The 24626-nt window shown below is 64.9% G+C and carries 26 protein-coding genes; 22 read left to right on the top strand and 4 right to left on the bottom strand.

Annotated elements, in window-relative coordinates:
- The first annotated feature begins 45 nt into the window (after nucleotides 1-45).
- Genes prfB through CFE35_RS06125 form a run of 4 tightly spaced genes read left to right on the top strand, consistent with a single transcriptional unit; the run spans nucleotide 46 to nucleotide 4090 of the window.
- The gene (prfB, locus tag CFE35_RS06140; protein ID WP_292929065.1) at nucleotides 46-1173 is read left to right on the top strand and encodes a peptide chain release factor 2; all 1128 of its coding nucleotides are present in this window, start codon (nucleotides 46-48) and stop codon (nucleotides 1171-1173) included.
- Nucleotides 1174-1211: 38 nt separating this feature from the next.
- A complete protein-coding gene (locus CFE35_RS06135) occupies nucleotides 1212-1943 on the top strand; it encodes a class I SAM-dependent methyltransferase (RefSeq protein WP_292929868.1) in 732 nt (243 codons plus the stop codon).
- Between the two features lie 9 nt (nucleotides 1944-1952).
- Nucleotides 1953-3362 carry a nitronate monooxygenase gene (locus tag CFE35_RS06130; protein ID WP_292929063.1) on the top strand — a complete coding sequence of 470 codons (1410 nt, stop codon included), beginning with the start codon at nucleotides 1953-1955 and terminating at the stop codon, nucleotides 3360-3362.
- Nucleotides 3363-3382: 20 nt separating this feature from the next.
- On the top strand, nucleotides 3383-4090 hold the full coding sequence (locus tag CFE35_RS06125) for an alpha/beta hydrolase (protein WP_292929061.1): 708 nt from the start codon (nucleotides 3383-3385) through the stop codon (nucleotides 4088-4090).
- Here CFE35_RS06125 and CFE35_RS06120 read toward each other — a convergent pair.
- Genes CFE35_RS06120 through CFE35_RS06110 form a run of 3 tightly spaced genes read right to left on the bottom strand, consistent with a single transcriptional unit; the run spans nucleotide 4087 to nucleotide 6891 of the window.
- Nucleotides 4087-4509, bottom strand: a complete 423-nt coding sequence (locus CFE35_RS06120) for an ester cyclase (RefSeq protein WP_292929059.1) — start codon at nucleotides 4507-4509, stop codon at nucleotides 4087-4089. The genes CFE35_RS06125 and CFE35_RS06120 overlap by 4 nt on opposite strands.
- Nucleotide 4510: 1 nt before the next feature.
- The gene (locus tag CFE35_RS06115) at nucleotides 4511-5830 is read right to left on the bottom strand and encodes an ammonium transporter (RefSeq protein WP_292929057.1); all 1320 of its coding nucleotides are present in this window, start codon (nucleotides 5828-5830) and stop codon (nucleotides 4511-4513) included.
- A gap of 32 nt (nucleotides 5831-5862) precedes the next feature.
- The gene (locus CFE35_RS06110; RefSeq protein ID WP_292929055.1) at nucleotides 5863-6891 is read right to left on the bottom strand and encodes a D-glycerate dehydrogenase; all 1029 of its coding nucleotides are present in this window, start codon (nucleotides 6889-6891) and stop codon (nucleotides 5863-5865) included.
- A 78-nt stretch (nucleotides 6892-6969) separates the two neighbouring features.
- Here CFE35_RS06110 and CFE35_RS06105 point away from each other — a divergent pair, with 78 nt between their 5' ends.
- Nucleotides 6970-7479 carry an SH3 domain-containing protein gene (locus CFE35_RS06105; protein WP_292929053.1) on the top strand — a complete coding sequence of 170 codons (510 nt, stop codon included), beginning with the start codon at nucleotides 6970-6972 and terminating at the stop codon, nucleotides 7477-7479.
- A gap of 38 nt (nucleotides 7480-7517) precedes the next feature.
- On the opposite strand, the gene CFE35_RS06100 is transcribed toward CFE35_RS06105, so the two are convergent.
- The gene (locus tag CFE35_RS06100; protein WP_292929051.1) at nucleotides 7518-8714 is read right to left on the bottom strand and encodes an acetyl-CoA C-acyltransferase; all 1197 of its coding nucleotides are present in this window, start codon (nucleotides 8712-8714) and stop codon (nucleotides 7518-7520) included.
- Between the two features lie 132 nt (nucleotides 8715-8846).
- Between CFE35_RS06100 and CFE35_RS06095 the strand changes: the two genes are divergently transcribed.
- The 17 genes from CFE35_RS06095 to nuoN all read left to right on the top strand — a co-directional run bounded on the left by CFE35_RS06095 (nucleotide 8847) and on the right by nuoN (nucleotide 24623).
- On the top strand, nucleotides 8847-9596 hold the full coding sequence (locus CFE35_RS06095) for an A24 family peptidase (protein ID WP_292929050.1): 750 nt from the start codon (nucleotides 8847-8849) through the stop codon (nucleotides 9594-9596).
- A gap of 196 nt (nucleotides 9597-9792) precedes the next feature.
- Nucleotides 9793-10167 carry an NADH-quinone oxidoreductase subunit A gene (locus CFE35_RS06090; RefSeq protein ID WP_292929866.1) on the top strand — a complete coding sequence of 125 codons (375 nt, stop codon included), beginning with the start codon at nucleotides 9793-9795 and terminating at the stop codon, nucleotides 10165-10167.
- 5 nt (nucleotides 10168-10172) lie between these two features.
- Complete coding sequence (locus CFE35_RS06085) at nucleotides 10173-10724, top strand: NADH-quinone oxidoreductase subunit B family protein (RefSeq protein ID WP_292929048.1); 552 nt, start codon at nucleotides 10173-10175, stop codon at nucleotides 10722-10724.
- A 13-nt stretch (nucleotides 10725-10737) separates the two neighbouring features.
- Entirely contained in the window at nucleotides 10738-11367 is a 630-nt protein-coding gene (locus CFE35_RS06080; protein WP_292929046.1) for an NADH-quinone oxidoreductase subunit C, read from the top strand.
- Nucleotides 11364-12575 carry an NADH-quinone oxidoreductase subunit D gene (locus tag CFE35_RS06075; RefSeq protein WP_292929044.1) on the top strand — a complete coding sequence of 404 codons (1212 nt, stop codon included), beginning with the start codon at nucleotides 11364-11366 and terminating at the stop codon, nucleotides 12573-12575. Before CFE35_RS06080 ends, CFE35_RS06075 begins: the two co-directional genes overlap by 4 nt.
- Nucleotides 12572-12922 (top strand): nuclear transport factor 2 family protein, encoded by a 351-nt coding sequence (locus CFE35_RS06070; RefSeq protein ID WP_292929042.1) that lies wholly within the window; start codon nucleotides 12572-12574, stop codon nucleotides 12920-12922. Before CFE35_RS06075 ends, CFE35_RS06070 begins: the two co-directional genes overlap by 4 nt.
- Nucleotides 12922-13590 (top strand): NAD(P)H-dependent oxidoreductase subunit E, encoded by a 669-nt coding sequence (locus tag CFE35_RS06065; RefSeq protein WP_292929040.1) that lies wholly within the window; start codon nucleotides 12922-12924, stop codon nucleotides 13588-13590. The genes CFE35_RS06070 and CFE35_RS06065 overlap by 1 nt, the downstream gene beginning before the upstream one ends.
- A complete protein-coding gene (locus tag CFE35_RS06060) occupies nucleotides 13590-13781 on the top strand; it encodes a hypothetical protein (protein WP_292929038.1) in 192 nt (63 codons plus the stop codon). Before CFE35_RS06065 ends, CFE35_RS06060 begins: the two co-directional genes overlap by 1 nt.
- The gene (gene nuoF / locus CFE35_RS06055) at nucleotides 13768-15057 is read left to right on the top strand and encodes an NADH-quinone oxidoreductase subunit NuoF (protein WP_292929036.1); all 1290 of its coding nucleotides are present in this window, start codon (nucleotides 13768-13770) and stop codon (nucleotides 15055-15057) included. The genes CFE35_RS06060 and nuoF overlap by 14 nt, the downstream gene beginning before the upstream one ends.
- Nucleotides 15057-17066, top strand: coding sequence for an NADH-quinone oxidoreductase subunit NuoG (gene nuoG, locus CFE35_RS06050; protein ID WP_292929034.1), 2010 nt, complete (start codon nucleotides 15057-15059; stop codon nucleotides 17064-17066). The genes nuoF and nuoG overlap by 1 nt, the downstream gene beginning before the upstream one ends.
- On the top strand, nucleotides 17063-18106 hold the full coding sequence (nuoH, locus tag CFE35_RS06045; protein WP_292929032.1) for an NADH-quinone oxidoreductase subunit NuoH: 1044 nt from the start codon (nucleotides 17063-17065) through the stop codon (nucleotides 18104-18106). The genes nuoG and nuoH overlap by 4 nt, the downstream gene beginning before the upstream one ends.
- Nucleotides 18103-18603: an NADH-quinone oxidoreductase subunit NuoI gene (gene nuoI / locus CFE35_RS06040; RefSeq protein ID WP_292929030.1), complete on the top strand. Its 501-nt coding sequence runs from the start codon at nucleotides 18103-18105 to the stop codon at nucleotides 18601-18603. The genes nuoH and nuoI overlap by 4 nt, the downstream gene beginning before the upstream one ends.
- A 12-nt stretch (nucleotides 18604-18615) precedes the next feature.
- Nucleotides 18616-19233, top strand: coding sequence for an NADH-quinone oxidoreductase subunit J (locus tag CFE35_RS06035; RefSeq protein ID WP_292929028.1), 618 nt, complete (start codon nucleotides 18616-18618; stop codon nucleotides 19231-19233).
- A complete protein-coding gene (gene nuoK, locus CFE35_RS06030) occupies nucleotides 19230-19535 on the top strand; it encodes an NADH-quinone oxidoreductase subunit NuoK (protein WP_292929026.1) in 306 nt (101 codons plus the stop codon). The genes CFE35_RS06035 and nuoK overlap by 4 nt, the downstream gene beginning before the upstream one ends.
- A 5-nt stretch (nucleotides 19536-19540) precedes the next feature.
- Entirely contained in the window at nucleotides 19541-21583 is a 2043-nt protein-coding gene (gene nuoL / locus CFE35_RS06025) for an NADH-quinone oxidoreductase subunit L (protein WP_292929024.1), read from the top strand.
- The gene (locus CFE35_RS06020) at nucleotides 21580-23160 is read left to right on the top strand and encodes an NADH-quinone oxidoreductase subunit M (protein ID WP_292929022.1); all 1581 of its coding nucleotides are present in this window, start codon (nucleotides 21580-21582) and stop codon (nucleotides 23158-23160) included. The genes nuoL and CFE35_RS06020 overlap by 4 nt, the downstream gene beginning before the upstream one ends.
- Nucleotides 23160-24623 carry an NADH-quinone oxidoreductase subunit NuoN gene (gene nuoN, locus CFE35_RS06015; protein ID WP_292929020.1) on the top strand — a complete coding sequence of 488 codons (1464 nt, stop codon included), beginning with the start codon at nucleotides 23160-23162 and terminating at the stop codon, nucleotides 24621-24623. The genes CFE35_RS06020 and nuoN overlap by 1 nt, the downstream gene beginning before the upstream one ends.
- The last annotated feature ends 3 nt before the right edge of the window (nucleotides 24624-24626 follow it).

Here is a 24626-nt window from a genome sequence, read left to right as displayed (position 1 = left end):
CTTCGTTAAGCGGCTTGGCTCCCGCAATCTGAAGTGAGACCCATCATGCGTGCCGAAGGGCAGGCCCATATCGACCGCATCGAGGCCGCGCTGCGGCTTGTGCGCAAGTTCCTGGATTGGGACCGCGCGGTGCGCCGGCTCGACGAGCTGAACGCGCGCGTCGAGGACCCGAAGCTGTGGGATGATCCCAAGGCCGCGGAAGCGGTGATGCGCGAGCGGCGGCGGCTGGATGCGTCGATCAGCACGGTGAACCAGATCGGCCAGGAGATGGCCGATGCCATCGAATTCGTCGAACTGGGCGAGATGGAAGGCGACGAGGCGACGGTGGCCGAAGGGCTTGCCAGCCTTGCGGCGCTGGCCGAACGGGCGGATGCGGACAAGGTGCAGGCGCTGCTCGCGGGCGAAGCCGATGGGTCGAACGCGTTCCTCGAAGTCCACGCGGGCGCGGGCGGCACCGAAAGCCAGGACTGGGCCGAAATGCTCCAGCGCATGTACACGCGCTGGGCGGAGCGGCATGGTTTCAAGGTCGATCTGCTGGACTATCACGCGGGCGAAGCCGCCGGGATCAAGAGCGCCACGCTGCTGATCAAGGGCGAGAACGCCTATGGCTATGCCAAGACGGAAAGCGGCGTTCACCGGCTGGTGCGGATCAGTCCTTATGACAGTTCGGCGCGGCGGCACACTTCGTTCAGCTCGGTCTGGGTCTATCCCGAGATCGACGACAACATCGACATCGAGATCAACCCGGCCGACCTCAAGATCGATACCTACCGCGCTTCGGGTGCGGGTGGGCAGCACGTGAACACGACCGATTCGGCGGTGCGGATCACGCATATTCCCACTGGCATCATCGCCGCGAGCCAGATCGACCGTTCGCAGCACAAGAACCGCGCAACCGCGATGGGGATGCTGAAAGCGCGGCTCTATGAAGCGGAACTGGCCAAGCGCGAGGCGGCGGCGAGCGGCGAATATGCCGCCAAGACCGACATCGGCTGGGGCCACCAGATTCGTTCCTACGTGCTCCAGCCCTATCAGCAGGTGAAGGACCTGCGCACCGGCACGGTCAGCACCAATCCCAGCGAAGTGCTCGACGGCGCGCTCGATCCGTTCATGGCCGCCGCGCTGGCGCAGCGGGTGACCGGTGAGAAGGTGACCGTGGAAGACGACGATTGAGGAAGCGGGCGGGGCTGGCAGCAGGACTGGCAGCTGGGCTGCTGGCGCTCGCGGCCTGCCATGAAGGCGCGGGGGATACCGACCGCGCGCCGCGCGACCGGGCCTTTCCGCGTGCGGATCGGCCCGTGGCGAAAGTCGTTTCGACCCAATGGGCACCCGAGGAAACGCGCGACAAGCAGGGCGAAGCGCAGATCGTGATGGACGAGGCGGAGATCGCCCCGGGCATGACAGTCGCCGATATCGGTGCGGGCGAGGGGTATTACACCGTCCGGCTCGCCGCGCGGGTAGGGCCGAAGGGCCGCGTGCTGGCGCAGGATATCGATCACGGCGCGCTCGGGCGGCTCGGCGCGCGGATCGAGCGCGAGCGGCTGACGGCGGTTTCGATCACGCCGGGCGCGCCGGATGATCCCCGCCTTCCCGCGAAAAGCTTCGACCGCGTGTTCCTGATTCATATGTACCATGAAATCGCCGAACCCTACCCGTTCCTGTGGCGGCTGTGGCCAGCGCTCAAGGCGGGCGGATCGGTGGTGGTGGTCGATGCGGATCGGCCGACCGACAAGCACGGCACGCCCGCTGCCCTGCTTTTTTGTGAATTCGAGACAGCGGGCTTTCGCTTGGCCGCGTTTCGACGTAAGCCGCAACTATCAGGCTATTACGCTCAGTTTGTACCTGCTGGAAGCGGGCCGCCTGAGCCGGGTCGGATGCGAGCTTGCCCGCAAGGTACTGGTGCCCTCACCAGCACCGGTGATGGCAAGGTTGGGGGTCTCTGAGGAAAGACAATGTCTGCGTTCAAGGGTTTGAAGCCGATTCTCTATGGCGGCCGTGAAGTGTGGCCGCTCATCGAGGGCGGGAAGGGTGTTGCCGCAACCAATCATATGAGCTCCGGCGCATGGGCGGCGGCGGGCGGCATCGGCACGGTGAGCGCGGTGAATGCCGACAGCTATGATCCGACGGGCAAGATCATCCCCCAGGTCTATACCCAGCTGACGCGGCGCGAGCGCCACGAGCAGCTGATCCGCTATGGCATCGACGGCGCGGTGGAGCAGGTGCGCCGCGCGCATGAACTGGCGGGCGGCAACGGTGCGATCAACATCAACGTGCTGTGGGAAATGGGCGGCGCGCAGCCGATTCTCGAAGGCGTGCTTTCGCAGACGCGCGGGCTGATCACGGGCGTCACCTGCGGCGCTGGCATGCCCTACAAGCTTTCCGAAATCGCGGCGCGGCATGGGGTCTACTACCTCCCGATCGTCTCGTCGGGCCGGGCTTTCCGCGCGCTGTGGAAGCGGGCCTATCACAAGGTTCCGGAATGGCTGGGCGCGGTGGTCTATGAAGACCCGTGGCTGGCGGGCGGACATAATGGCCTCTCCAACGCTGAAGATCCCAAGAAGCCCGAAGATCCCTATCCCCGCGTCAAAGTGCTGCGCGATGTGATGCGCGCCGAAGGCGTGCCCGATAGCGTGCCGATCGTGATGGCGGGCGGGGTGTGGTTCCTGCGCGAATGGGACAACTGGATCGACAATCCCGAGCTTGGCAGCATTGCCTTCCAGTTCGGCACGCGGCCCTTGCTCACGCAGGAAAGCCCGATCCCGCAGGGGTGGAAGGATCACTTGCGCACGCTCGATCCGGGCGACGTGCTGCTGCACCGCTTCTCGCCGACGGGGTTCTATTCCTCCGCCGTGCGCAATCCGTTCCTGCGCGCGCTCGAAGCCCGCTCGGAACGCCAGATTCCCTATTCCAAGGTCTCGGCCGGTGAACACACCGTGCAGCTCGATGTGGGCGTGAAGGGCAAGAACTTCTGGGTGACGCCGACCGACCGCGAACGCGCACGCACGTGGCACGGCGCTGGCTTCACCCACGCGCTGCGCACGCCCGATGATACCGTGGTGTTCGTGACCCCGGCGGAGCGCGAGACGATCCAGCAGGACCAGAAGGACTGCATGGGTTGCCTCTCGCACTGCGGGTTCTCTTCGTGGAAGGACCACGACGACTACACCACCGGGCGGCTCGCCGACCCGCGGAGCTTCTGCATCCAGAAGACGTTGCAGGACATCGCGCATGGCGAGCCGATTGACGAGAACCTGATGTTTGCGGGACATGCAGCCTACCGGTTCAAGCAGGATCCGTTTTATTCCAACAACTTCACGCCCACTGTGAAGCAACTGGTTGATCGCATCCTGGCTGGCGACTGAGGCCAGATGACTGGGGCCAGATGACCGAGCGCGGGGCGCCAGCGCCAGCCAAAGCGCCGCCGCGCTGGCGCTGGGCGCTGGAATTCCTTGCGCTGCCGCAAATCCAGATTGCGCCGCTGCGCGCGCCCGTAGCGGTGCCTCCGTTCGGGCGGGGTCGGCCCGTCATCGTCATTCCCGGTCTCCTTTCAAACGACCGGTCCACCGCGCTGCTGCGCAGCTCGCTCGCCAAGGCGGGGTTCGTGGTTGAAGGCTGGGGGCAGGGGCTCAACACCGGCGCACAGGCAGACAAGATCGCCCGGCTGCAGGCGCGGCTCACGGCGCTTGCGGCGGAGGCGGGCGAGCCGGTTACGCTGATCGGGTGGAGCCTTGGCGGCCTCTATGCGCGGGTGCTGGCGCAGCGCCATCCGGAGGCCTGCCGACTGGTGATGACGCTCGGGTCGCCGTTCTCAGGCGACCGGCGCGCCAACAATGCGTGGCGCGTCTACGAGGCGCTCAATGATCACAAGGTCGATGCGCCGCCCTTTCCCGAAGATCCGGGGATCAAGCCGCCGGTGCGGACAGTCGCGGTGTGGTCGAGGCGCGACGGGATCATTGCGCCCGGTTGCGCGGCGGGCGAGGCGGTGCAATCGGATAGGAGGATCGAAGTGCCGTTCAAGCATTTCGAACTGGCCTCGGCGCGCGGGGCAGTAGCAGCGGTGCTGCAGATCCTGCGCGAGGAGCTTGGTTAGCCTCTGTTCGCTTGCAATTGCTGGAACACGCCGAGCCGATCCGCAATCTGCCAGTGACCGGTGAGGCGATCCTGATCGTCGAAGCCATAGGCCGTCGCGCCCGACATGCGGATGACCTTGCCGGTGGCAGGAAAGCCCGGAAAGTCGCCGAGATGCGTGGCTTCCCACGTCCACGTCATGATGACCGCGTCATCGTCTTGCGCCATGCGCAGCACGTTGAAGCGCTGATCGGGAAAGGGCGCGCGGGATTGGATCAGGCGCTCGCCAAAGCCTGCGGGATCGAGTGTGCGGCCCTCCCACGGATCGCCGGGATCGTGGTGAATGGTGTAGGCAGAGGCGAGATAGGTGGGGACGGCGGCAGCGTCGCCCAAGTTCCACACAGCCTCGATGAACGCAGCCAAGCGGGTCTTGCGGTCCATTCTATTCGAATTCCCACGCCCGTTCGCCGTGGCTGGTGAGGTCGAGGCCTTCGCGTTCCTCGTCCTCAGTCACGCGCATCGGGATGACCATGGCCACGGCCAACGCCGCGATCACGGTGCCGAGCGCGCTCCACGCCGCGACCACGCCGACGCCTGCGCCTTGCGCGAACAACTGGCGGGCAAGGCCCATGCCTTCAGCGTAGCCGGTGCCGCCGAGCGAGGGTTCGAGGAACACCGCCAGCAGCAGCGAGCCGATGATGCCGCCCATGCCGTGCACCGCGAAGACATCGAGCGAATCGTCGATTTCCATGCGGCGCTTGACCAGCAGGATCATCGGGTAGCACACGGCAGCGGCCGCAATGCCGAACAGGATCGCGGCGCCGGGCGCGATATAGCCCGCAGCAGGCGTAACCGTGGCAAGGCCCGCAATCGCGCCGGTGGCAAAGCCGATCGAAGTCGGCTTGCCGATGCTGAACTTTTCGATGGCAAGCCATGCCAGCGCAGCCGCGCAGGCGGCGGCATGGGTGTTGATGATGGCCGTGGCCGCGTCATCAGTCGCCGTGAGCGAGGAGCCGCCGTTGAACCCGAACCAGCCTACCCACAGCATCGCGGCGCCGATCATGGTGAGCGCGGGCGAATGGGGCAGCATCTGCATGCGCGGGAAGCCGGTGCGCTTGCCCAGCAGCAGCGCGACGACCAGCGCCGAGACGCCCGCGGTGGTGTGGACGACGATGCCGCCGGCAAAGTCCATCGTGCCGAGGCGGCTGGATAGCCAGCCGCCGCCCCAGACCCAGTGCGCAACCGGGGCATAGACGATCAGGCTCCACAGCGCGCAGAACGCCACGACCCAGCCGAACCGGGCGCGGTCGACCCATGCGCCGACCATCAGCGCGGGCGTGATCGCCGCGAACATCAGCTGGAACAGCACATAGGCGCTTTCAGGAACGAGCGTGCCTTCGCGCACATTGCCAAGCTGGGCGAGCATCCATGCGCTGCCACCGCCGATCCAGCCGCTCGAAACCGGGCCGAACGCGAGCGTGTAGCCGGCGACGATCCACAGCAGCGAGGTGATTGCGGCAATCGCGCCGATCTGGATGGCCACGGCAAGGAAGCCCTTGGCGCGCACCAGACCGCCATAGAACAGTGTAAGCCCCGGCAGGGTCATCAGCATGACCAGCGCGGACGAGGCCAGTACCCATGCCGTATCCCCGCTGTCCGCCGCATCGAGCGCCTCGACCGGCGCGGCACCCGTCTGGGCGTGGACGAGCGCAGGCAGCGCAAGGGCGCTGGCGGCAAGAGCCACCGCGGTGAACTTCTTCATTGGCTTCTCTCTCCCACGCGACCGGTTATGTTCTACGCCCAGCCTTCAAGCACTTGATCGGGCGGCCGGTGCCCATCGGCCCAGAAACGGATATTGGCAATAACCTTGTCGCCAGAGGCCGTGCGTCCCTCGAACGTGGCGCTGCCCATGTGCGGCAGCAGCGAAACGTTGCCGAGCGCGAGCAGGCGCGGATCGATCTTCGGTTCGTGCGCAAACACGTCGAGCCCTGCGCCGCCGATGCGGCCTTCCTGCAGCGCCTCGATCAGTGCGTCCTCGTCCACCACGTCGCCGCGCGCGGTGTTCACCAGATAGGCCTCGGGCTTCATCAGCGCGATGCGCCGCGCATCCATCAGGAAGCGCGTTTCGGGCGTGGCGGGGCAATGCAGCGTGACGATGTCTGCCTCGCGCACCAGGGTGTCGATATCGGCTTCATAGCGCGCGCCGACCATGCGTTCGAACGCTTCGGGCAGGCGCTGGCGGTTGTGGTAGACGATCTCCAGCCCGAAGGCGCGGGCACGGTGCGCCACGGCCTGGCCGATACGGCCCATGCCGATGATGCCCAGCCGCTTGCCACTGATGCGGTGGCCGAGCAGCGTGGAAGGCGCCCAGCCGGCCCAGTCGCCCGAACGGATCACGCGCCCGCCTTCGGCCAAGCGGCGCGAGACGGCGATGATCAGCGACAGCGTCATGTCCGCCGTATCATCGGTGAACACGCCGGGGGTGTTGGTGACGAGGATCTTGCGGGCGCGGGCGGCGGCAAGGTCGATATGGTCGGTGCCTGCGCCGAAGCTGGCGATAAGACCAAGCTGCGGCCCGGCTGCAGCGAGGAGGTCTGCATCGATCCGGTCCGTGACGGTGGGGACGAGGACATGCGCGGTCTGCATCGCAGACCTGATTTCGTCTTGCCCAAGCGGGCGGTCATCGGGATTGAGCGTTACGTCGAACAGCTCGGCCATGCGCGCCTCGGTTTCGGGCAGCAGGCGGCGGGTGACAAAGACGCGGGGGCGCCCCTCGATCCGGCGGGTCGGGCGATAGTTGGCGCTCTGAGGTGCTGCGGGCATGGCGTATCGCTATGCCGCCTCGTGCGCTGCGGTCAAGCACCGGTTGCCGCGCGCGGCGAATGCTGTATCGCAGCATGAATGGCAGATATGGGCGAATATGGAGGACACCTGGTCGTGAGGCGCGGCAAACCCCGATTTGCGATCCTGCTGGCACTGGCGGCGCTGAACCTTGCGACGCCTGCGCGGGCGGCGGATGATGAAGGCGTGCCTTATTGGGTCTCGCTGCGCGAGCAGCCGGCCAATCTGCGCGTGGGACCGGGGCGCGAATATCGCATCAGCTGGGTCTATGTGCGCGCCGGCTTGCCGATGAAGGTGCTGCGGATGATCGGCGGCTGGCGGCTGGTTGAGGATATCGACGGCGCGCGCGGGTGGATGCTGGCGCAGTTCCTGACACGCAATCGCGCCGCGACCGTGAAGGGCGGGATCGCCGAGATTCGCGAGAATGCCGATGGTTCGGGCCGCCTGCTGTGGCGCGCGGAGCCGGGCGTGACCGGCAAGCTGGGCGATTGCGGCCCGGCCTGGTGCAAGTTCGATATCGATGGCCGCCACGGCTTCGTGGCGAAGGCCGCAGTATGGGGCGCTGACTGAGGGGGCCTGCGCGGCAGACCCCCTCTCAGGATTCTCGCTTAGACGAGTTCGATGGCCACGGCCGTGGCTTCGCCTCCGCCGATGCACAGGCTGGCGACGCCGCGCTTCTTGCCGTGGCGCTGGAGCGCGCCGATCAGCGTGGTGACGATGCGCGCGCCCGAAGCGCCGATGGGATGGCCCAGCGCGGTCGCGCCGCCGTGGACGTTGATCTTCTCATGCGGGATGCCAAGATCGTGCATCGCGAACATCGCGACGCAGGCGAAGGCTTCGTTCACTTCGAACAGATCGACATCCGCCACGGTCCAACCGGCCTTGGCGAGGAGCTTGTTGATCGCGCCAACAGGGGCAGTGGTGAAGTCCTTCGGCGCTTGCGCATGGGCAGCCATCGCCACGACGCGGGCCACGGGGGCAAGGCCATCGGCGGCGGCGATGCTCTGGCGCGTGAGGACCATCGCAGCCGCGCCGTCCGAGATCGAGGACGAGGTGGCGGCGGTGATCGTGCCGTCCTTGGCGAAGGCGGGCTTCAGCGCCGGGATCTTGTCCGGCTTGCCCTTGCCGGGGGCTTCGTCGGTATCGACCACGGTTTCACCGGTGCGCGACTTGACCGTGACGGGCGCGATTTCGGCGGTGAAGGCACCCTCGGCCACAGCGGCTTGCGCGCGGCGCAGCGATTCGATGGCGTAGGCGTCCTGCTGCTCGCGGGTCAGCTGGTATTCGTTGGCGGTGTCCTGCGCGAACGTACCCATCGCGCGGCCCGGCTCGTAGGCGTCTTCCAGACCGTCGAGGAACATGTGGTCATAGGCCGTATCATGCCCGATGCGCGCGCCCGAGCGGTGCTTCTTGAGGAGGTAGGGCGCATTGGTCATGCTTTCCATGCCGCCCGCAACGACCATGTCGATGCTGCCCGAAGCAAGCGCTTCGGCGCCCATGATCATCGCCTGCATGCCCGATCCGCAGACTTTGCCCACGGTCGTCGCTTCCACCGAAGCGGGCAGCCCCGCGTGGATCGCGGCCTGACGGGCAGGGGCTTGGCCGAGCCCGGCGGGAAGCACGCAGCCCATGTAGATGCGGTCCACCTTGCCGCCATCGATCCCGGCGCGTTCGACCGCAGCCTTGACCGCCGTCGCGCCAAGCTGGGTGGCGGAGACATCGGCAAGCGATCCCTGCATCGCGCCCATCGGGGTGCGGGCGAAGGAGAGAATGACAACGGGATCGGCAGCGGAGAATTGGGCCATGGGAGTGATTCCTATAGTATGAGCGCGTTAAGGGGGGCGCGTTAAGACCGCTTAGGCTATGGCCGGTGTAGCCGCCGGGGCGCACGATATCAATTCGCGTGGGAGTATAAGCACGATGCGGGAAGGGGCGGCATGACGATTGTGCTCGTCCTCGGCGCGATGGTGCTGGGCGCGGTGATCGGCAGCTTCCTCGGCGCGGCGCTGGTGCGCCTGCCCGATGGCCGCTCCGTGCTGACGGGGCGCTCGGCCTGCGATACCTGCGACAAGGAACTCACCCCGATCGAGCTCATTCCGATCCTTTCGTGGCTGATCCAGGGCGGCAAGTGCCGTGAATGCGGCTCGGCCATCGATCGCTGGCAACTCGCGGCGGAAGTGGGCGGAGCTCTCATCGGGGCGGCGTGCGTGCTGCTGAGCTGGTTTCCGATCTGGGCGATGGTGCTGGGCTGGCAATTGCTGCTGCTGGCAATGCTGGACCTGCGCCACATGTGGCTTCCGCGCCAGCTTTCTGCGCTGCTGGGAGCCAGCGGCGTGCTGTTCGCGCTGGTCATGGCCCATTGGGCGCAGGACGTGATGGTTCTGGTGCTATCGATGGCTGGCGGGGTGTTCGGCTTTGCCACGCTGTGGCTGCTGGGTCAGGGCTATCAGGCGTGGCGCGGGCAGGAAGGGCTGGGCGGGGGCGATCCGCCGCTGCTGGGCGCCATTGGCCTGTGGCTCGGGCCGCTGGGGGTGATCCACACAATGCTGGCGGCGAGCCTGTGCGGGCTGGCGGTGGCGGCGGTGCTGCACCGCGCTGGGCGGCGGATTGCGCCCGATACGATGCTGCCGCTGGGGACGCTGCTGGCCGTCGCGGCATGGCCGGTATTTCTGTGGCAGGGTTTCTGATACTGATAATCGTTATCACTTGGTAATCATTCACATGCAGCGCCAAAGGGCGCGGAAAACGGCCAAAATGGCGGTCTTCCACAGACAAAAGCGAGTTATTTGAGCCTCATCGGGCGATGCCGCACTTGCGCAAGGGGCCTGCCGGGACTAGGGCGCGCGTCACATAGAAACAGCGAGTCAGCCCTTGGCCCAATCCCTGCCCTATCTCGCACAGTACCTGCCGATCCTCATTTTCCTCGGCATCGCGCTCGCGCTTTCGTGCGTGTTCGTGTTCCTGCCGATGGGCGTGGCGCGGCTGACGGGGGCGCACAACCCCAATGCGGACAAGCTCAGCGAGTATGAATGCGGCTTCCCCGCGTTCGAAGACCCGCGCAGCCAGTTCGACGTGCGCTTCTATCTCGTCGCGATCCTGTTCATCATCTTCGATCTCGAAGCGGCGTTCCTGTTTCCGTGGGCGGTCAGCCTGAAGGAAAGCGGCTGGGCGGGCTGGGGCACGATGATGGTGTTCCTGTTCGAACTGGTCATCGGCTTTATTTATGCGTGGAAGAAAGGGGCGTTGGACTGGGAATGAGCACCATGAACCCAACCTCGTCGATCATCCCGGCAACTGCGGCAGACTTGCCCGGTGCGCCCGATGCCGCGTTCTTCGACAGCCTGAACGCCGAAGTTTCGGATAAGGGCTTCCTCGTCACCAGCACCGAGGAATTGTTCCAGTGGGCCCGCACCGGCTCGCTGTGGTGGATGACCTTCGGCCTCGCCTGCTGCGCGGTCGAGATGATCCACGTCAACATGCCGCGCTATGACATGGAGCGCTTCGGCGTCGCCCCGCGCGCATCCCCGCGCCAATCCGACGTGATGATCGTGGCCGGCACGCTGTGCAACAAGATGGCCCCGGCGCTGCGCAAGGTCTACGACCAGATGTCGGACCCCAAGTACGTCATCTCGATGGGCAGCTGCGCCAATGGCGGCGGCTATTATCACTACAGCTATTCGGTGGTGCGCGGCTGCGACCGCATCGTGCCCGTGGATATCTACGTCCCCGGCTGCCCGCCGACCGCCGAAGCGCTGCTCTACGGCGTGATGCAGCTGCAGCGGAAGATCCGCCGCACCGGCACGATCGAGCGTTGAGGGGATTGCTGACATGACCGTGCATCATCCCGCCCCGCGCTATGCTCCGTTTGACGGCGTGCTCGAAACGCTGACCGCCGCGCTGGGGGCCGATATTGTTTCGGCGATCGAGCAGCATGGCGAGATCGTGATCCATGTGGTGCGGACACGGATCGTGGATGTGCTGCGCACGCTGCGTGATACCCACGAATATCAGCAACTGATGGATATCGCGGGCGCTGACTACCCCTCGCGCGCCGAGCGGTTCGAGGTGGTCTACTGCCTGCTCTCGCTCACGAAGAACCACCGCCTGATCGTGAAGGTTTCGACCGACGAGGCGACACCGGTGCCGACGGTGACAGAGCTGTGGCCGAACGCGAACTGGTACGAGCGCGAGGTCTATGATCTCTACGGTGTGCTCTTCGCCGGGCACCCGGACCTGCGCCGCATCCTGACCGACTACGGCTTCCAGGGCCATCCGTTCCGCAAGGACTTCCCGCTGACTGGCTATGTCGAGCTGCGCTATTCCGAAGAGGACAAGCGCGTCGTCTACGAGAAGGTCGACCTGGCGCAGGACTTGCGGCAATTCGATTTCATGAGCCCGTGGGAAGGCGCAGACTACGTTTTGCCCGGCGATGAAAAAGCTGAGGGGGCTAAGCCATGAGCCTGAGCCTTGAACAGTCGCCGACCACTGGCGACGAGGTCATCACCAACTACACGATCAACTTCGGCCCGCAGCACCCGGCCGCGCACGGCGTGCTGCGCATGGTGATGGAGCTGGACGGCGAAATCGTCGAGCGCATCGATCCGCATGTCGGCCTGCTGCATCGCGGCACCGAAAAGCTGATCGAGCACAAGACCTACCTGCAGGCGCTGCCCTATTTCGACCGGCTGGACTACTGCTCGCCGCTGGCGATGGAGCACACCTATGTGCTGGCGGTGGAAAAGCTGCTCAACATCGAAGTGCCGCTGCGGGCGCAGTATCTGCGCGTGCTGTTCGCCGAGCTGACGCGCATCTGCAACCACATGCTGAACCTGGGTTCGCACGTGATGGACGTCGGCGCGATGACGCCGAACCTGTGGCTGTTCGAAATCCGCGAGGACTGCCTCAATTTCTTCGAACGCGCATCGGGCGCGCGCATGCACGCGGCATGGTTCCGCCCCGGCGGCGTGCATCAGGACGTGCCGCTCAAGCTGCTGACCGACATTGCCGACTGGCTCGACACGCGCCTGCCGCAGATTTTCGAAGACGCGATGAGCCTCGTCGTCGACAACCGCATCTTCAAGCAGCGCAATGTCGATATCGCCATTGTCAGTCGTGATGATGCGGTTGCCTGGGGCTTCTCCGGCCCGATGATCCGCGGCTCGGGCATTCCGTGGGATCTGCGCAAGAGCCAGCCCTACGACGTCTATGACCGCATGGACTTCGAAGTGCCGGTGGGCACGCGCGGCGATTGCTATGACCGGTTCATGGTTCGCGTCGAGGAAGTGCGCCAGTCCGCACGGATCATGAAGCAGTGCCTCGCGGAAATGCCCGAAGGCCCGATTTCGAGCACCGACCGCAAGGTCGTCCCGCCCAAGCGCGGCGAGATGAAGCAATCGATGGAAGCGCTGATCCATCACTTCAAGCTCTACACCGAAGGCTTCCACGTTCCGGCGGGCGAAGTCTACGTCGCGACGGAAAGCCCCAAGGGCGAGTTCGGCGTCTATCTCGTTTCGGATGGTTCGAACAAACCGTATCGCTGCAAGATCCGCCCGACCGCGTTCTCGCACCTGCAGGCGATGGACTTCATGACCAAGGGCCACATGCTGCCCGACGTGACCGCGATCATCGGCGCCATCGACGTCGTGTTCGGGGAGTGCGACCGGTGAGCAACCTCGCCACTGCCAAGGCCATGATCGCCGCCTACAACGCGCAGGACGTGGACGTCTACGTTTCCTACATGACCGACGACGCCTGCGAGGCGAACTATCGCGGGGATGTCGTGCGCGAAGGCAAGGAAGGCACGCGCTCCGGCCTTGCCGCCGCGTTCGCGCGCTGGCCGCAGAACCATGCCGAGATCGTCGAAGCGCAGCAGATCGGCACTTACGTGCTGATGCGCGAACATGTGACGCGCGGGCCTGCGACCGACGGTTCGGCGCTGGTCGAGCCGTTCGACGTCGTCGCGGTCTATTCTTTCGAAGGCGAGAAGTGCTCTCGCGTGGAGTTCATTCGCTGATGGCTGACCGTCATATCGAACCTGATACCCCGACCTTGCGCGCCCGCTGGGGCAGCTTCGCGTGGACGGCGGAGAACGCCGAGAAGGCCAAGACGATCATCGCGCGCTATCCGGCGGGGCGCCAGCGCTCGGCGGTGATGCCGCTGCTCGATCTCGCGCAGCGCCAGGTCGGCGCGGAAGAGAATACGCAGGGCTGGCTGCCGATTCCGGTGATGGAATATGTGGCGCAGCAGCTCGACATGCCGATCATCCGCGTGGTCGAAGTCGCGACGTTCTACACGATGTACAACATCGCCCCGATCGGCCGGTTCCACGTGCAGGTCTGCGGCACCACGCCGTGCATGCTGCGCGGGTCTGACGACATTCTGGCGGCGTGCAAGGCGCGCGGGCTCAAGAAGGGCCACACGACGGACGACGGTGTGTTCACGCTGACCGAAGTGGAATGCATGGGCAACTGCGCGTCTGCGCCGATGGTCCAGATCAACGACGACAACTACGAGGATCTGACGGCGGCAGACATGACGCGCATCCTCGACGAGCTGGCGGCAGGCAAGCAGCCCAAGACGGGAACGCAGCTGCCGGGCCGCCACACGGTGGAGCCCGCTGGCGCGCTCAGCTCGCTGACGGCGATGGCCGAAGCCAACCACGATTACCGGGGGGAATGGTGATGGCTCTCAAGCCAATCCTGCCCAAGCCAATCCTGATTGCCGTGGGTGCGGTGCTGATGGGGCTCGGCCTGCTCGATCTCGCGCGTGACGGGGCGCTGGGCACTTGGGCGATTGCGATTGCCGCGCTGCTGATCGCGTTTGCGACGCGCGGCGATGCGCCGAAGAATGGAGCGGACAATGCTCGCGGATAAGGACCGGATTTTCACCAACCTCTACGGCTATCAGCCGTGGAACCTGAAGGCGGCGCAGGCGCGCGGGGATTGGGACAACACCAAGGCCCTGATGGAGCGCGGGCAGGACGCGATCATCGAGGAAATCAAGGCGTCTGGCCTGCGCGGTCGCGGCGGTGCGGGCTTCCCCACCGGCATGAAGTGGTCGTTCATGCCCAAGGAATCGAAGGACGGCCGTCCCTCGTTCCTCGTCATCAATGCCGACGAATCCGAACCCGGTTCGTGCAAGGACCGCGAAATCATCCGCCACGATCCGCACAAGCTGATCGAAGGCGCGCTCGTCGCGGGCTATGCGATGCGCGCGCGGGCGGCCTACATCTACATTCGCGGCGAATATATCCGCGAGGCCGAGACGCTGTTTGCCGCCGTGCAGGAAGCCTATGACGCGGGCCTGATCGGCAAGAACGCCAGCGGCTCGGGCTATGACTTCGACGTCTTCGTCCACCGCGGTGCGGGCGCCTACATCTGCGGCGAAGAGACCGCGATGATCGAGAGCCTTGAGGGCAAGAAGGGTCAGCCGCGCCTCAAGCCGCCGTTCCCGGCTGGCGCGGGGCTCTATGGCTGCCCGACGACGGTGAACAATGTCGAGAGCATCGCGGTCGCGCCGACGATCCTGCGGCGCGGGGCTTCGTGGTTCTCCAGCTTCGGACGTGACAACAACAAGGGCACCAAGCTCTTCCAGATCAGCGGGCACGTGAACAAGCCCTGCGTGGTCGAGGAAGCGATGAGCATCCCGTTCAGCGAGCTGATCGAGAAGCACTGCGGCGGCATTCGCGGCGGGCGCGATAATCTGCTCGCGGTGATTCCTGGCGGATCCTCGGTGCCGCTGGTGCCGGCGGCGGAAATCTGGGACGCGCCGATGGACTTCGACGGCCTGCGCGCAGTCGGTTCGGGCCTCGGCACGGCGGCGGTGATCGTGATGGACAAGTCCACCGACATCGTCCGCGCGATTGCCCGGCTTTCGTACTTCTACAAGCACGAGAGCTGCGGCCAGTGCACCCCGTGCCGCGAGGGCACCGGCTGGATGTGGCGCGTGATGGAACGCCTTCGCACCGGCGATGCGGCGGTCGAGGAAATCGACATGCTGCAGCAGGTGACCAAGCAGGTCGAAGGCCACACGATCTGCGCGCTGGGCGATGCGGCGGCATGGCCGATCCAGGGCTTGATCAAGCACTTCCGGCCCGAGATCGAGCGCCGGATTGCAGAGAACAGCGCGATGAAAGAGGCGGCGGAATAATGCCCAAGCTCAAAGTCGACGGCGTAGAGCTCGAAGTCCCGGCAGGCGCGACGGTGCTGCAGGCGTGCGAGCTGGCCGGCAAGGAAATCCCTCGCTTCTGCTATCACGAGCGGCTGTCCATCGCGGGCAATTGCCGCATGTGCCTCGTTGAAGTGAAGCCCGGGCCGCCCAAGCCGCAGGCGTCTTGCGCGCTGCCCGCTGCCGAAGGGCAGGAAATCCGCACCGACAGCGAGATGGTCAAGAAGGCGCGCGAGGGGGTGATGGAGTTTCTCCTCATCAACCACCCGCTCGATTGCCCGATCTGCGATCAGGGCGGCGAATGCGATCTGCAGGATCAGTCGGTCGCCTATGGCCGGGGCAAATCGCGCTATGACGAGAACAAGCGCGCCGTCACCGACAAGTACATGGGCCCGCTGATCAAGACGACGATGACGCGGTGCATCCACTGCACGCGCTGCGTGCGCTTCTCGGAAGAGATCGCGGGCGTGGACGAGATCGGCGCGCTTTATCGCGGCGAGGGGATGCAGATTTCGACGTACCTTGAAGGTGCGGCGAAGCATGAACTCTCCGCAAACGTGATCGACCTCTGCCCGGTCGGCGCGCTGACGTCTAAGCCTTACGCCTTTGAAGCTCGGCCTTGGGAACTCAAGAAGACGCTGGGCATCGACGTGTCCGACGCGGTTGGCTCCAACATCCGCATCGACAGCCGGGGCCGCGAAGTCCTGCGCATCCTGCCGCGCGTGAACGACGACGTGAACGAGGAATGGCTGTCTGACCGCGCGCGGTACGTGGTCGATGGCCTGACGCGCCGCCGCCTGGACAAGCCGTGGCTGCGCAAGGACGGCAAGCTGACGGCGGCTTCGTGGGCTGAGGCGTTCGACGCCGTGGCCAAGATCAATCCCGGTTCTTCGGTGGCGGTGATCGCGGGCGATCAGGTCGATTGCGAGACGATGTTTGCCGCCAAGGCTCTGGCCCGCGCGCTGGGATCGAGCCTGCTGGAAGGCCGCCAGACGGGGCTGGCCTATACCGCGAGCAACATGGCGGCGGTGGCCTTCAATTCGACGCTGAACGGCATCGAGGAAGCCGACGCGATCCTGATCGTGGGCAGCAACGTGCGCGATGAAGCGCCGCTGGTGAACACCCGCCTGCGCAAGGCGGCCAAGCGCGGCGCGAAGGTCTTCGTGATCGGTGCGGCGTGGGAGCCGACCTATCCGGCGACGTTCCTTGGCGAAGATTGCGCCATTCTCAATGATGTGCCCGCCGAAGTTGCAGCCGCGTTCGAAGGTGCAAAGAAGCCTGCGATCATCGTCGGCGGTGCTGGCCTTGCCAAGGGCGCGCTGGAAGCCGGTCTCGCCTTTGCCGAACGCTTCAATCTCGTCACCGAAGAATGGAACGGCTTCAACGTGCTCCACATGGCGGCGAGCCGCATGGGCGGGCTGATGCTGGGCTATGCGCAGCCGGGTGGCCTTGGCGATCTGGTTGCCGCCAAGCCGAAGATGGTGATCTCGCTCGGCGCGGACGAGGTGGACTACACCAAGTTTGCCGGTTCGATGATCGTGCATATCGGCCATCACGGTGACAAGGCGGCGCATGCGGCGGACGTGATCCTTCCGGCGGCGGCCTTCACCGAGAAGGACGGCACTTACGTCAACACCGAAGGCCGCGTGCAGTATTCCGAACGCGCCGTCTATGCGCCCGGCGATGCGCGCGAGGACTGGACGATCCTGCGTGCGATGGCCGATGCGCTGGGCGTTTCAGTCGGCTTCGACAGCTTCGATGCTCTGCGCGCGGCGATGATCGCCGAGGTGCCTGCACTGGGCGTTGAAGGGCTGGCCGATTACGGCGCGCTGCCTGTGGCTCCGAAGGGCGCGAAGGCGGAAGGCGTGATCGCGGCCTACCCGATCAAGGACCACTACCTCACCAACGCCATCGCGCGGTCCAGCCCGACGCTGCAACGCTGTTCGGCCGAACTGCTGCATGGTGAGAGCTTTGCGGAGGCCGCGGAATGATCCCGTTTTTTGAGGGACTGGGCCTCTCGTTCGAGGCTTCGTGGATCGTCTCCACGGTGGCGGAAATCCTGCTGATCGCGTTGCCGGTCATGCTGGCGGTGGCACTCGTCATCTATGCCGACCGCAAGATCTGGGCGGCGATGGCGCTGCGCAAGGGGCCGAACGTGGTGGGGCCGATCGGCATCCTCCAGTCGTTCGCGGACGGCCTCAAGGTGTTCCTGCAGGAAACGATCATTCCTTCGGCGGCGAACAAGGGTTTGTTCCTGATCGCGCCGATCATCACGTTTACCGTGGCGCTGATGGCCTGGGCGGTGATCCCGTTCAATTCGGGCGCGGTGCTGGCGGATATCAACGTCGGCCTGCTCTACATTCTCGCGATCTCGTCGCTGGGGGTTTACGGGGTGGTGATCGCGGGCTGGTCGTCGAACTCGAAATACCCGTTTTTCAGCGCGATGCGCGCCTCGGCTCAGATGATTTCCTATGAAGTCTCGATCGGCTTCATCCTGATCTGCGTGGTGCTGTGGGCGGGCTCGTTCAATCTGAACGACATCGTGAAGGCGCAGCAAAGCCACGTCTGGATCATCAACGGCTTCGTGGCGAACCCGCTGCTGTTCCCGGTCTGGGTGATGTTCCTGATCTCCTCCATGGCCGAAACCGCGCGCGCGCCGTTCGATCTGACCGAGGCGGAAAGCGAGCTCGTCGCAGGCTATCAGACCGAATACTCCTCGATGGCCTTCGCGCTCTACTGGCTGGGCGAATATGCCAACGTGCTCCTGATGTGCACGCTGAATGCCACGCTGTTCTGGGGCGGGTATCTGCCGCCGCTGGATATTCCGGTGCTCTATCTGGTGCCGGGCCTCGTATGGCTGATCATCAAGATCTGCGGCTTCTTCTTCATCTTCAGCTGGGTGAAGGCGACCGTGCCGCGGTATCGCTATGACCAGCTGATGCGGCTGGGCTGGAAGATCTTCCTGCCGCTCTCGCTGTTCTTCGTGTTCGCGATCAGCGGCTACCTCATGGCCACCGGACATTTCGCATGACCGTCTCGCAGATCATCAAGAGCTTCACGCTGTGGGAGTTCGTGAAGGCGCATTGGCTCACCTTGAAGTACCTCTTCAAGCCCAAGGCGACGATCAACTACCCGTTCGAGAAGAACCCGCTTAGCCCGCGCTTCCGCGGTGAGCATGCGCTGCGCCGTTATCCCAACGGCGAGGAACGCTGCATCGCGTGCAAGCTGTGCGAAGCAGTGTGCCCGGCGCAGGCGATCACCATCGAGGCGGAACCGCGCGGCCTAGAATCAGGGGGGGACGGCAGCCGCCGCACCACGCGCTATGACATCGACATGACCAAGTGCATCTTCTGCGGCTTCTGCCAGGAAGCCTGCCCGGTCGATGCCATCGTCGAAGGTCCGAACTTCGAATACGCCACCGAAACGCGCGAGGAGCTCTTGTATGACAAGACCAAGCTTCTCGCCAACGGGGACAAGTGGGAGCGGGCGCTGGCCGCGAACCTTGAAGCCGATGCACCGTACCGCTAGGGGCCGCGCATCATGATACAGTTGGTAGCCTTCTACCTCTTTGCGAGCCTCGTGATTGCCTCTGGTGCGATCACCATTCTCGCCCGCAATCCGGTCCATTCGGTGCTGTGGCTGATCCTCGCGTTTTTCAACGCGGCGGGGCTGATGGTGCTGATCGGCGCGGAATTCATCGCGATGCTGCTGGTCATCGTCTACGTCGGCGCGGTCGCGGTGCTGTTCCTGTTCGTGGTCATGATGCTCGACATCGACTTTTCGGAAATGCGCGCAGGCTTCATCAAGAATGCGCCGCTGGGGCTGATGATCGCCGCCGTGCTGCTGTGCGAACTGGTGCTCGGCGTCGGCGCATTGCACACCGGCGCGCTGCAGCTGGGCGTGGCGAACGGGGCTTCGGCGACGCCGGAGGGGCTTTCCAACACCGCCGCCATCGGCGCGCTGCTTTATACGCGCTACCTGTTCCTGTTCGAAGCGGCGGGGATCATCCTCCTCGTCGCGATGATCGGGGCCATTGTGCTGACGCACCGCCAGCGCGGCGATACGCGCGGGCAGAACGTGAGCCACCAGATTGCGCGGCGCCCGGAAGACGCGACGGTCAACGTCAAGCCCGCCGTGGGCCAGGGGGTGACGCTGTGATTGGCATTGAACACTATGTCGTCGTGAGCTCGATCCTGTTCGTGCTCGGCGTGCTGGGGATCTTCCTCAACCGCAAGAACGTGATCGTCATCCTGATGGCGATCGAGCTGATCCTCCTTTCGGTGAACATCAATTTCGTGGCGTTCAGCGCCTTCCTGCATGACCTCGTGGGCCAGATCTTCGCGATGTTCGTGCTGACCGTGGCGGCGGGTGAGGCGGCGATCGGGCTTGCCATTCTCGTCATCTACTTCCGTGGTCGCGGCACGATTGCCGTGGACGACGTCAACCGGATGAAGGGGTAAGCCACGTGCATCCGATCCAGTTGATCGTATTTCTGCCGCTGCTGGCAGCGCTGGTCGCAGGGCTGGGTGCCCGGCTGATCGGCAAGGTGCCGGCCAAGATCGTGACAACGGGTGCGCTATTTGCATCCTGCGCGCTGTCGTGGCCGATCTTCCTTTCGTTCCTTTCCGGCAGCGCCGAAGCGTCGGTCGTCCCGGTGCTGCAATGGGTGCGTTCGGGCGATCTAGACTTCGCGTGGGCGCTGCGCGTCGATACGCTGACCGCGATCATGCTTGTGGTTATCACCAGCGTCTCGGCGCTCGTCCACCTGTACTCATGGGGCTACATGGACGAGGACCCGGACCAGCCGCGGTTCTTCGCCTACCTTTCGCTGTTCACTTTCGCGATGCTGATGCTGGTGACGGCGGACAACCTCGTCCAGATGTTCTTCGGCTGGGAAGGGGTGGGCCTCGCTTCGTACCTCCTGATTGGGTTCTGGTTCCGCAAGCCGAGCGCAAACGCCGCCGCGATGAAGGCCTTCGTGGTCAACCGCGTGGGTGACCTTGGCTTCATGATGGGCATCTTCGGCACGTTCCTCGTGTTCGGCACCGTCTCGATCCCTGCGATCTTGGCCGCCGCGCCGGGCATGGCGGGGAGCACCATCGGGTTCCTCGGCTACCGGCTCGATACGATGACGGTGCTGTGCATCCTCCTGTTCATCGGCGCGATGGGCAAGTCGGCGCAGCTTGGCCTGCACACCTGGCTCCCGGACGCGATGGAAGGCCCGACCCCGGTTTCGGCGCTGATCCACGCCGCGACCATGGTGACCGCGGGCGTGTTCATGGTCTGCCGTCTCTCGCCGATGTTCGAGACGAGCCCTGTGGCGCTGAGCTTCGTGACGGCGGTGGGCGCGGCGACGTGCTTCTTTGCCGCGACGGTCGGCACCACGCAGACCGACATCAAGCGTGTGATCGCGTACTCGACCTGCTCGCAGCTCGGTTACATGTTCTTTGCCGCTGGTGTCGGCGCGTATGGCGCGGCGATGTTCCACCTGTTCACCCACGCCTTCTTCAAGGCGCTGCTGTTCCTCGGCGCGGGCTCGGTCATCCATGCGATGCACCACGAGCAGGACATGCGCTATTACGGCGGCCTTCGGAAGCACATCCCGCTCACCTTCTGGGCGATGATGATGGGCACGCTGGCGATCACCGGTGTCGGCATTGTCGACGTGGCGGGCTTCGCGGGTTTCTATTCGAAGGACGCGATCCTTGAAGCGGCCTTCGCCAAGGGCACCGGCCTTTCGCAGGGCGCGTTCTTCGTGGGCATCTTCGCGGCGCTGCTGACGAGCTTCTACTCGTGGCGCCTGATGTTCCTGACCTTCTGGGGCAAGCCGCGCTGGGAGCTTTCGGAGCATATCCAGCACGCGGTGCATGATGCGCATGGCCACGATGACCATGGCCACGGCCACGACGATCACCACGCGCACGCTCGCGCCTCCCACGATGGCACGGCGGGCTATCACCCGCACGAAAGCCCGCTTTCGATGCTGCTGCCATTGGCGCTGCTGTCGGTTGGTGCGGTGCTGGCAGGCTTCGTGTTCCACCACGCCTTCATCAGCGAAGGCGGCGGGGAGTTCTGGAAGGGCAGCCTCGCGTTCAGCGAACACCTTATCCACGCGATGCACGAAGTGCCGGAGTGGGTGAAGTGGGCACCGTTTGGTGTGATGCTGACCGGCCTCGTGGTCGCGTACATCGCGTATATCGCAAAACCGGGTCTGCCTGCGGCGTTCGTCGGCACCTTCGGCGCGCTCCACCGGTTCCTGCTCAACAAGTGGTACTTCGACGAGCTTTACGACGCGGTGTTCGTGAAGCCCGCGATGGTGCTCGGCCGTCTGTTCTGGAAGCAGGGTGATATCGGCATCATCGACCGGTTCGGCCCGAATGGTGTGGCGGCGGTCGTTGCCCGCAGCAGCCGGATCGCGGTGCGGCTGCAGTCCGGTTATCTCAACAGCTATGCGCTGGTCATGCTCGTCGGCCTTGTCGGCGCGGTCAGCTGGGTGATTTCGAAATGAGCGGCTTTCCTATCCTGAGCCTCATGCTTCTCGTGCCGCTGGTCGGTGCGGTCGCCTGCCTCATGGTCGGGCGCGATGCGGCCCGCATGATCGCGCTGGCGGCAACGCTGGTCGATCTCGTGCTCGGTGCCGTGCTATGGTCGCAGTATGAAATCGGCGGCGCGCAGTGGCAGTTCCAGGAACATGCCTCGCTCTTCGCCGGATTCGAATGGAAGCTGGGCATCGACGGCATCGCGCTGCTGCTGATCGCGCTGACCGTGTTCCTCATGCCGATCTGCATCGGCGCGAGCTGGAAGACGATCGAGAAGCGCGCGGGTGAGTATTACGCCAACTTCCTCGTGATGGAGACGCTGATGATCGGCGTCTTCTCCGCGCAGGATCTGTTCCTGTTCTACATCATGTTCGAAGCTGGCCTGATCCCGATGTATCTCATCATCGGCATCTGGGGCGGGGCGGACCGCATTTACGCCAGCTACAAGTTCTTCCTCTACACGCTGCTCGGCTCGGTGCTGATGCTGATCGCGATGATGTGGATGGCGAACGAGGCGGGCACGACCGACATCCCGACGCTGATGTCCTACAATTTCCCCGCGCAGGCGCAGACCTGGCTGTGGCTGGCGTTCTTCGCGAGCTTCGCGGTGAAGATGCCGATGTGGCCGACCCACACCTGGCTGCCGGACGCGCACGTGCAAGCACCGACCGCAGGCTCGGTGATCCTCGCGGGCGTGCTGCTCAAAATGGGCGGCTATGGTTTCATCCGCTTCTCGCTGCCGATGTTCCCCGAGGCTTCTGCGCAGTTCGCGCCGCTGATCTACGGGCTGTCGATGGCGGCAGTCGTCATCACCTCGCTGATCGCGCTGGTGCAGCACGACATGAAGAAGCTGATCGCCTATTCCTCGGTCGCGCACATGGCGATCGTCACGGTGGGTCTGTTTGCCTTCAACCGGCAGGGCCTCGAAGGCTCAATGATCGTGATGCTGAGCCACGGTATCGTCTCGGGCGCGCTGTTCCTTGCCGTCGGCGTGATCTACGACCGCCTGCACACTCGCGAAATCGACCGTTACGGCGGCCTTGCGATCAACATGCCGGCCTATGCGCTATTCTTCATGCTGTTCACGATGGCTTCGGTCGGCCTGCCGGGCACCAGCGGTTTCGTCGGCGAGTTCCTCTCGCTGATGGGCATCTATGCGCAGTCGAGCTGGGTAGCGCTGGTCTGCACCACGGGCATCATCCTCGGTGCGGCCTACATGCTCTACCTCTATCGCCGGGTGGTGTTCGGCGTGCAGAAGAACGCGGACGCGGCTGCTATGCCCGATCTCGATGCGCGCGAATGGGCGATGATGGTGCCGCTGGCCGCCGCCGTGCTGTGGATGGGTGTCTATCCCGAAACCTTCCTCGCGCCGATGCGCAAGGATATCGCCGGGCTTGAAGCGCGGCTGGCGCAGGCGCGGCCCAAGGGCGATGCCGATCTGCGGCTGGGCGCGATCCCGCCTGCCGCGTCAGAACACGAACATGGGGCTGCAATGGAACACGGGCCAGCATCTGGGACACAAGCCCAGCATGGGGGAGCACGCTGATGGAACTGCTCCGTTCACTGGCGATCACCGGAACCGAGGAAGTCCTCAGCATTTCCGGCCTGATCCTCCTGCTCGCCGCCGCATGGGGCGGTGACAAGGCGAGCCGCGTCATCTCGATTGCGGCGGTTGCGGTCCTCACCGTCTGCGCCGTGCTGACCGCACCGGCGCTGTGCAATGCCGCCATGGGCGCACAAGTCAGTGCCTGGAATGGCCAGTTCAGCGGCGATGCCTTCGCTGCGTTCGGCAAGCTGCTGATCTATGTCGGCGCTGCCGTCACGCTGATCGTGGCCCCGACCTTCTTCGAGCGCACCAATGCGATGCGCGCGGAGTTCCCGCTGCTCGTGCTGTTTGCCGCGATGGGCATGGGCATGATGGTCTCGGCCACGGACATGCTGGCGCTCTACATCGGCCTCGAACTCAACAGCCTTGCCGCTTACGTCATGGCCGCGTTCCTGCGCAGCGACGAGCGTTCGGCCGAAGCGGGCCTCAAGTATTTCGTGTTGGGCTCGCTCGCCTCAGGCATCCTGCTCTATGGCATCAGCCTGACCTACGGCTTCACTGGCAGCACGAGCTTTGCGGGCATTCATGCCGCGCTCGCTGGGCCGCTTTCGATGGGCGCTACGTTCGGTGTGGTGTTCGTGCTGGCGGGCCTTGCCTTCAAGGTCAGCGCCGCGCCGTTCCACATGTGGACGCCCGACGTCTATGAAGGCGCGCCCACCCCGGTGACGACCTTCTTCGCCATCGCGCCCAAGGTGGCCGCGCTCGCTCTGCTCATGCGCGTGAGCCTGTTCGCCTTCGGTGCGCAGCCGGGTGCATGGCAGCAGATCGTGATCTTCGTGGCGCTGCTCTCGATCGTCATCGGTGCGCTGGGTGCCATCGGGCAGGACAACATCAAGCGCCTGCTGGCCTATTCCTCGATCAACAACGTCGGCTTCATGCTGATCGGCCTTGCCTGCACCAACCAGGCGGGCGCGGCGGCGATGCTGGTGTACCTTGCGATCTATGTCGCGATGTCGGTTGCGGGCTTTGTCGCGGTGCTGATGCTGCGTGATGAGCAGGGCGCACCGGTGGAATCCATCGCGGCGATGGCGGGCCTGTCCAAGACCCGGCCGATGCTGGCGCTGGCACTGGCAATGGTCATGTTCAGCCTTGCGGGCATTCCGCCGCTGTTCGGCTTCTGGGGCAAGTTCGTGGTGTTTCAGGCTGCGGTGCAGGCAAATCTGCTTTCGCTTGCGGCCATCGGCATCGCGGCTTCGGTGATCGGCGCGTTCTACTACATCAAGGTTGTCAAGGTGATGTACTTCGACGAAGCCGCCGATGTGGTGCGCGGCCAGAGCGATCTGGCGCAGCGCGTGCTGCTGTTCGTCTCGGTCGTCGCCATCTCCCCGCTGGGCTATCTCGTGACCAAGCCGCTGGGCGTGCTGGCCGGCCATGCCGCTGCCGCCCTGTTCCACATCGCCTGACGC

The sequence above is a fragment of the Novosphingobium sp. PASSN1 genome (genome assembly GCF_002278815.1).
The sequence above is the reverse complement of the archived record's forward strand: the minus strand, read 5'-3'. Positions and strand labels throughout refer to the sequence as shown.

What these genes read in the sequence shown, in the direction of transcription:
- CFE35_RS06100 (WP_292929051.1), bottom strand. Translation starts at nt 8,714, where the DNA reads ATGGCCCAATTCTCCGCTGCCGATCCCGTTGTCATTCTCTCCTTCGCC.
- CFE35_RS06080 (WP_292929046.1), top strand. Translation starts at nt 10,738, where the DNA reads ATGACCGTGCATCATCCCGCCCCGCGCTATGCTCCGTTTGACGGCGTG.
- CFE35_RS06110 (WP_292929055.1), bottom strand. Translation starts at nt 6,891, where the DNA reads ATGCCCGCAGCACCTCAGAGCGCCAACTATCGCCCGACCCGCCGGATC.
- CFE35_RS06130 (WP_292929063.1), top strand. Translation starts at nt 1,953, where the DNA reads ATGTCTGCGTTCAAGGGTTTGAAGCCGATTCTCTATGGCGGCCGTGAA.
- nuoN (WP_292929020.1), top strand. Translation starts at nt 23,160, where the DNA reads ATGGAACTGCTCCGTTCACTGGCGATCACCGGAACCGAGGAAGTCCTC.
- prfB (WP_292929065.1), top strand. Translation starts at nt 46, where the DNA reads ATGCGTGCCGAAGGGCAGGCCCATATCGACCGCATCGAGGCCGCGCTG.
- CFE35_RS06120 (WP_292929059.1), bottom strand. Translation starts at nt 4,509, where the DNA reads ATGGACCGCAAGACCCGCTTGGCTGCGTTCATCGAGGCTGTGTGGAAC.
- nuoI (WP_292929030.1), top strand. Translation starts at nt 18,103, where the DNA reads ATGACCGTCTCGCAGATCATCAAGAGCTTCACGCTGTGGGAGTTCGTG.
- CFE35_RS06060 (WP_292929038.1), top strand. Translation starts at nt 13,590, where the DNA reads ATGGCTCTCAAGCCAATCCTGCCCAAGCCAATCCTGATTGCCGTGGGT.
- CFE35_RS06035 (WP_292929028.1), top strand. Translation starts at nt 18,616, where the DNA reads ATGATACAGTTGGTAGCCTTCTACCTCTTTGCGAGCCTCGTGATTGCC.
- nuoG (WP_292929034.1), top strand. Translation starts at nt 15,057, where the DNA reads ATGCCCAAGCTCAAAGTCGACGGCGTAGAGCTCGAAGTCCCGGCAGGC.
- CFE35_RS06105 (WP_292929053.1), top strand. Translation starts at nt 6,970, where the DNA reads ATGGCAGATATGGGCGAATATGGAGGACACCTGGTCGTGAGGCGCGGC.
- CFE35_RS06020 (WP_292929022.1), top strand. Translation starts at nt 21,580, where the DNA reads ATGAGCGGCTTTCCTATCCTGAGCCTCATGCTTCTCGTGCCGCTGGTC.
- CFE35_RS06095 (WP_292929050.1), top strand. Translation starts at nt 8,847, where the DNA reads ATGACGATTGTGCTCGTCCTCGGCGCGATGGTGCTGGGCGCGGTGATC.
- nuoH (WP_292929032.1), top strand. Translation starts at nt 17,063, where the DNA reads ATGATCCCGTTTTTTGAGGGACTGGGCCTCTCGTTCGAGGCTTCGTGG.
- nuoF (WP_292929036.1), top strand. Translation starts at nt 13,768, where the DNA reads ATGCTCGCGGATAAGGACCGGATTTTCACCAACCTCTACGGCTATCAG.
- CFE35_RS06075 (WP_292929044.1), top strand. Translation starts at nt 11,364, where the DNA reads ATGAGCCTGAGCCTTGAACAGTCGCCGACCACTGGCGACGAGGTCATC.
- CFE35_RS06065 (WP_292929040.1), top strand. Translation starts at nt 12,922, where the DNA reads ATGGCTGACCGTCATATCGAACCTGATACCCCGACCTTGCGCGCCCGC.
- CFE35_RS06115 (WP_292929057.1), bottom strand. Translation starts at nt 5,830, where the DNA reads ATGAAGAAGTTCACCGCGGTGGCTCTTGCCGCCAGCGCCCTTGCGCTG.
- CFE35_RS06125 (WP_292929061.1), top strand. Translation starts at nt 3,383, where the DNA reads ATGACCGAGCGCGGGGCGCCAGCGCCAGCCAAAGCGCCGCCGCGCTGG.
- CFE35_RS06085 (WP_292929048.1), top strand. Translation starts at nt 10,173, where the DNA reads ATGAACCCAACCTCGTCGATCATCCCGGCAACTGCGGCAGACTTGCCC.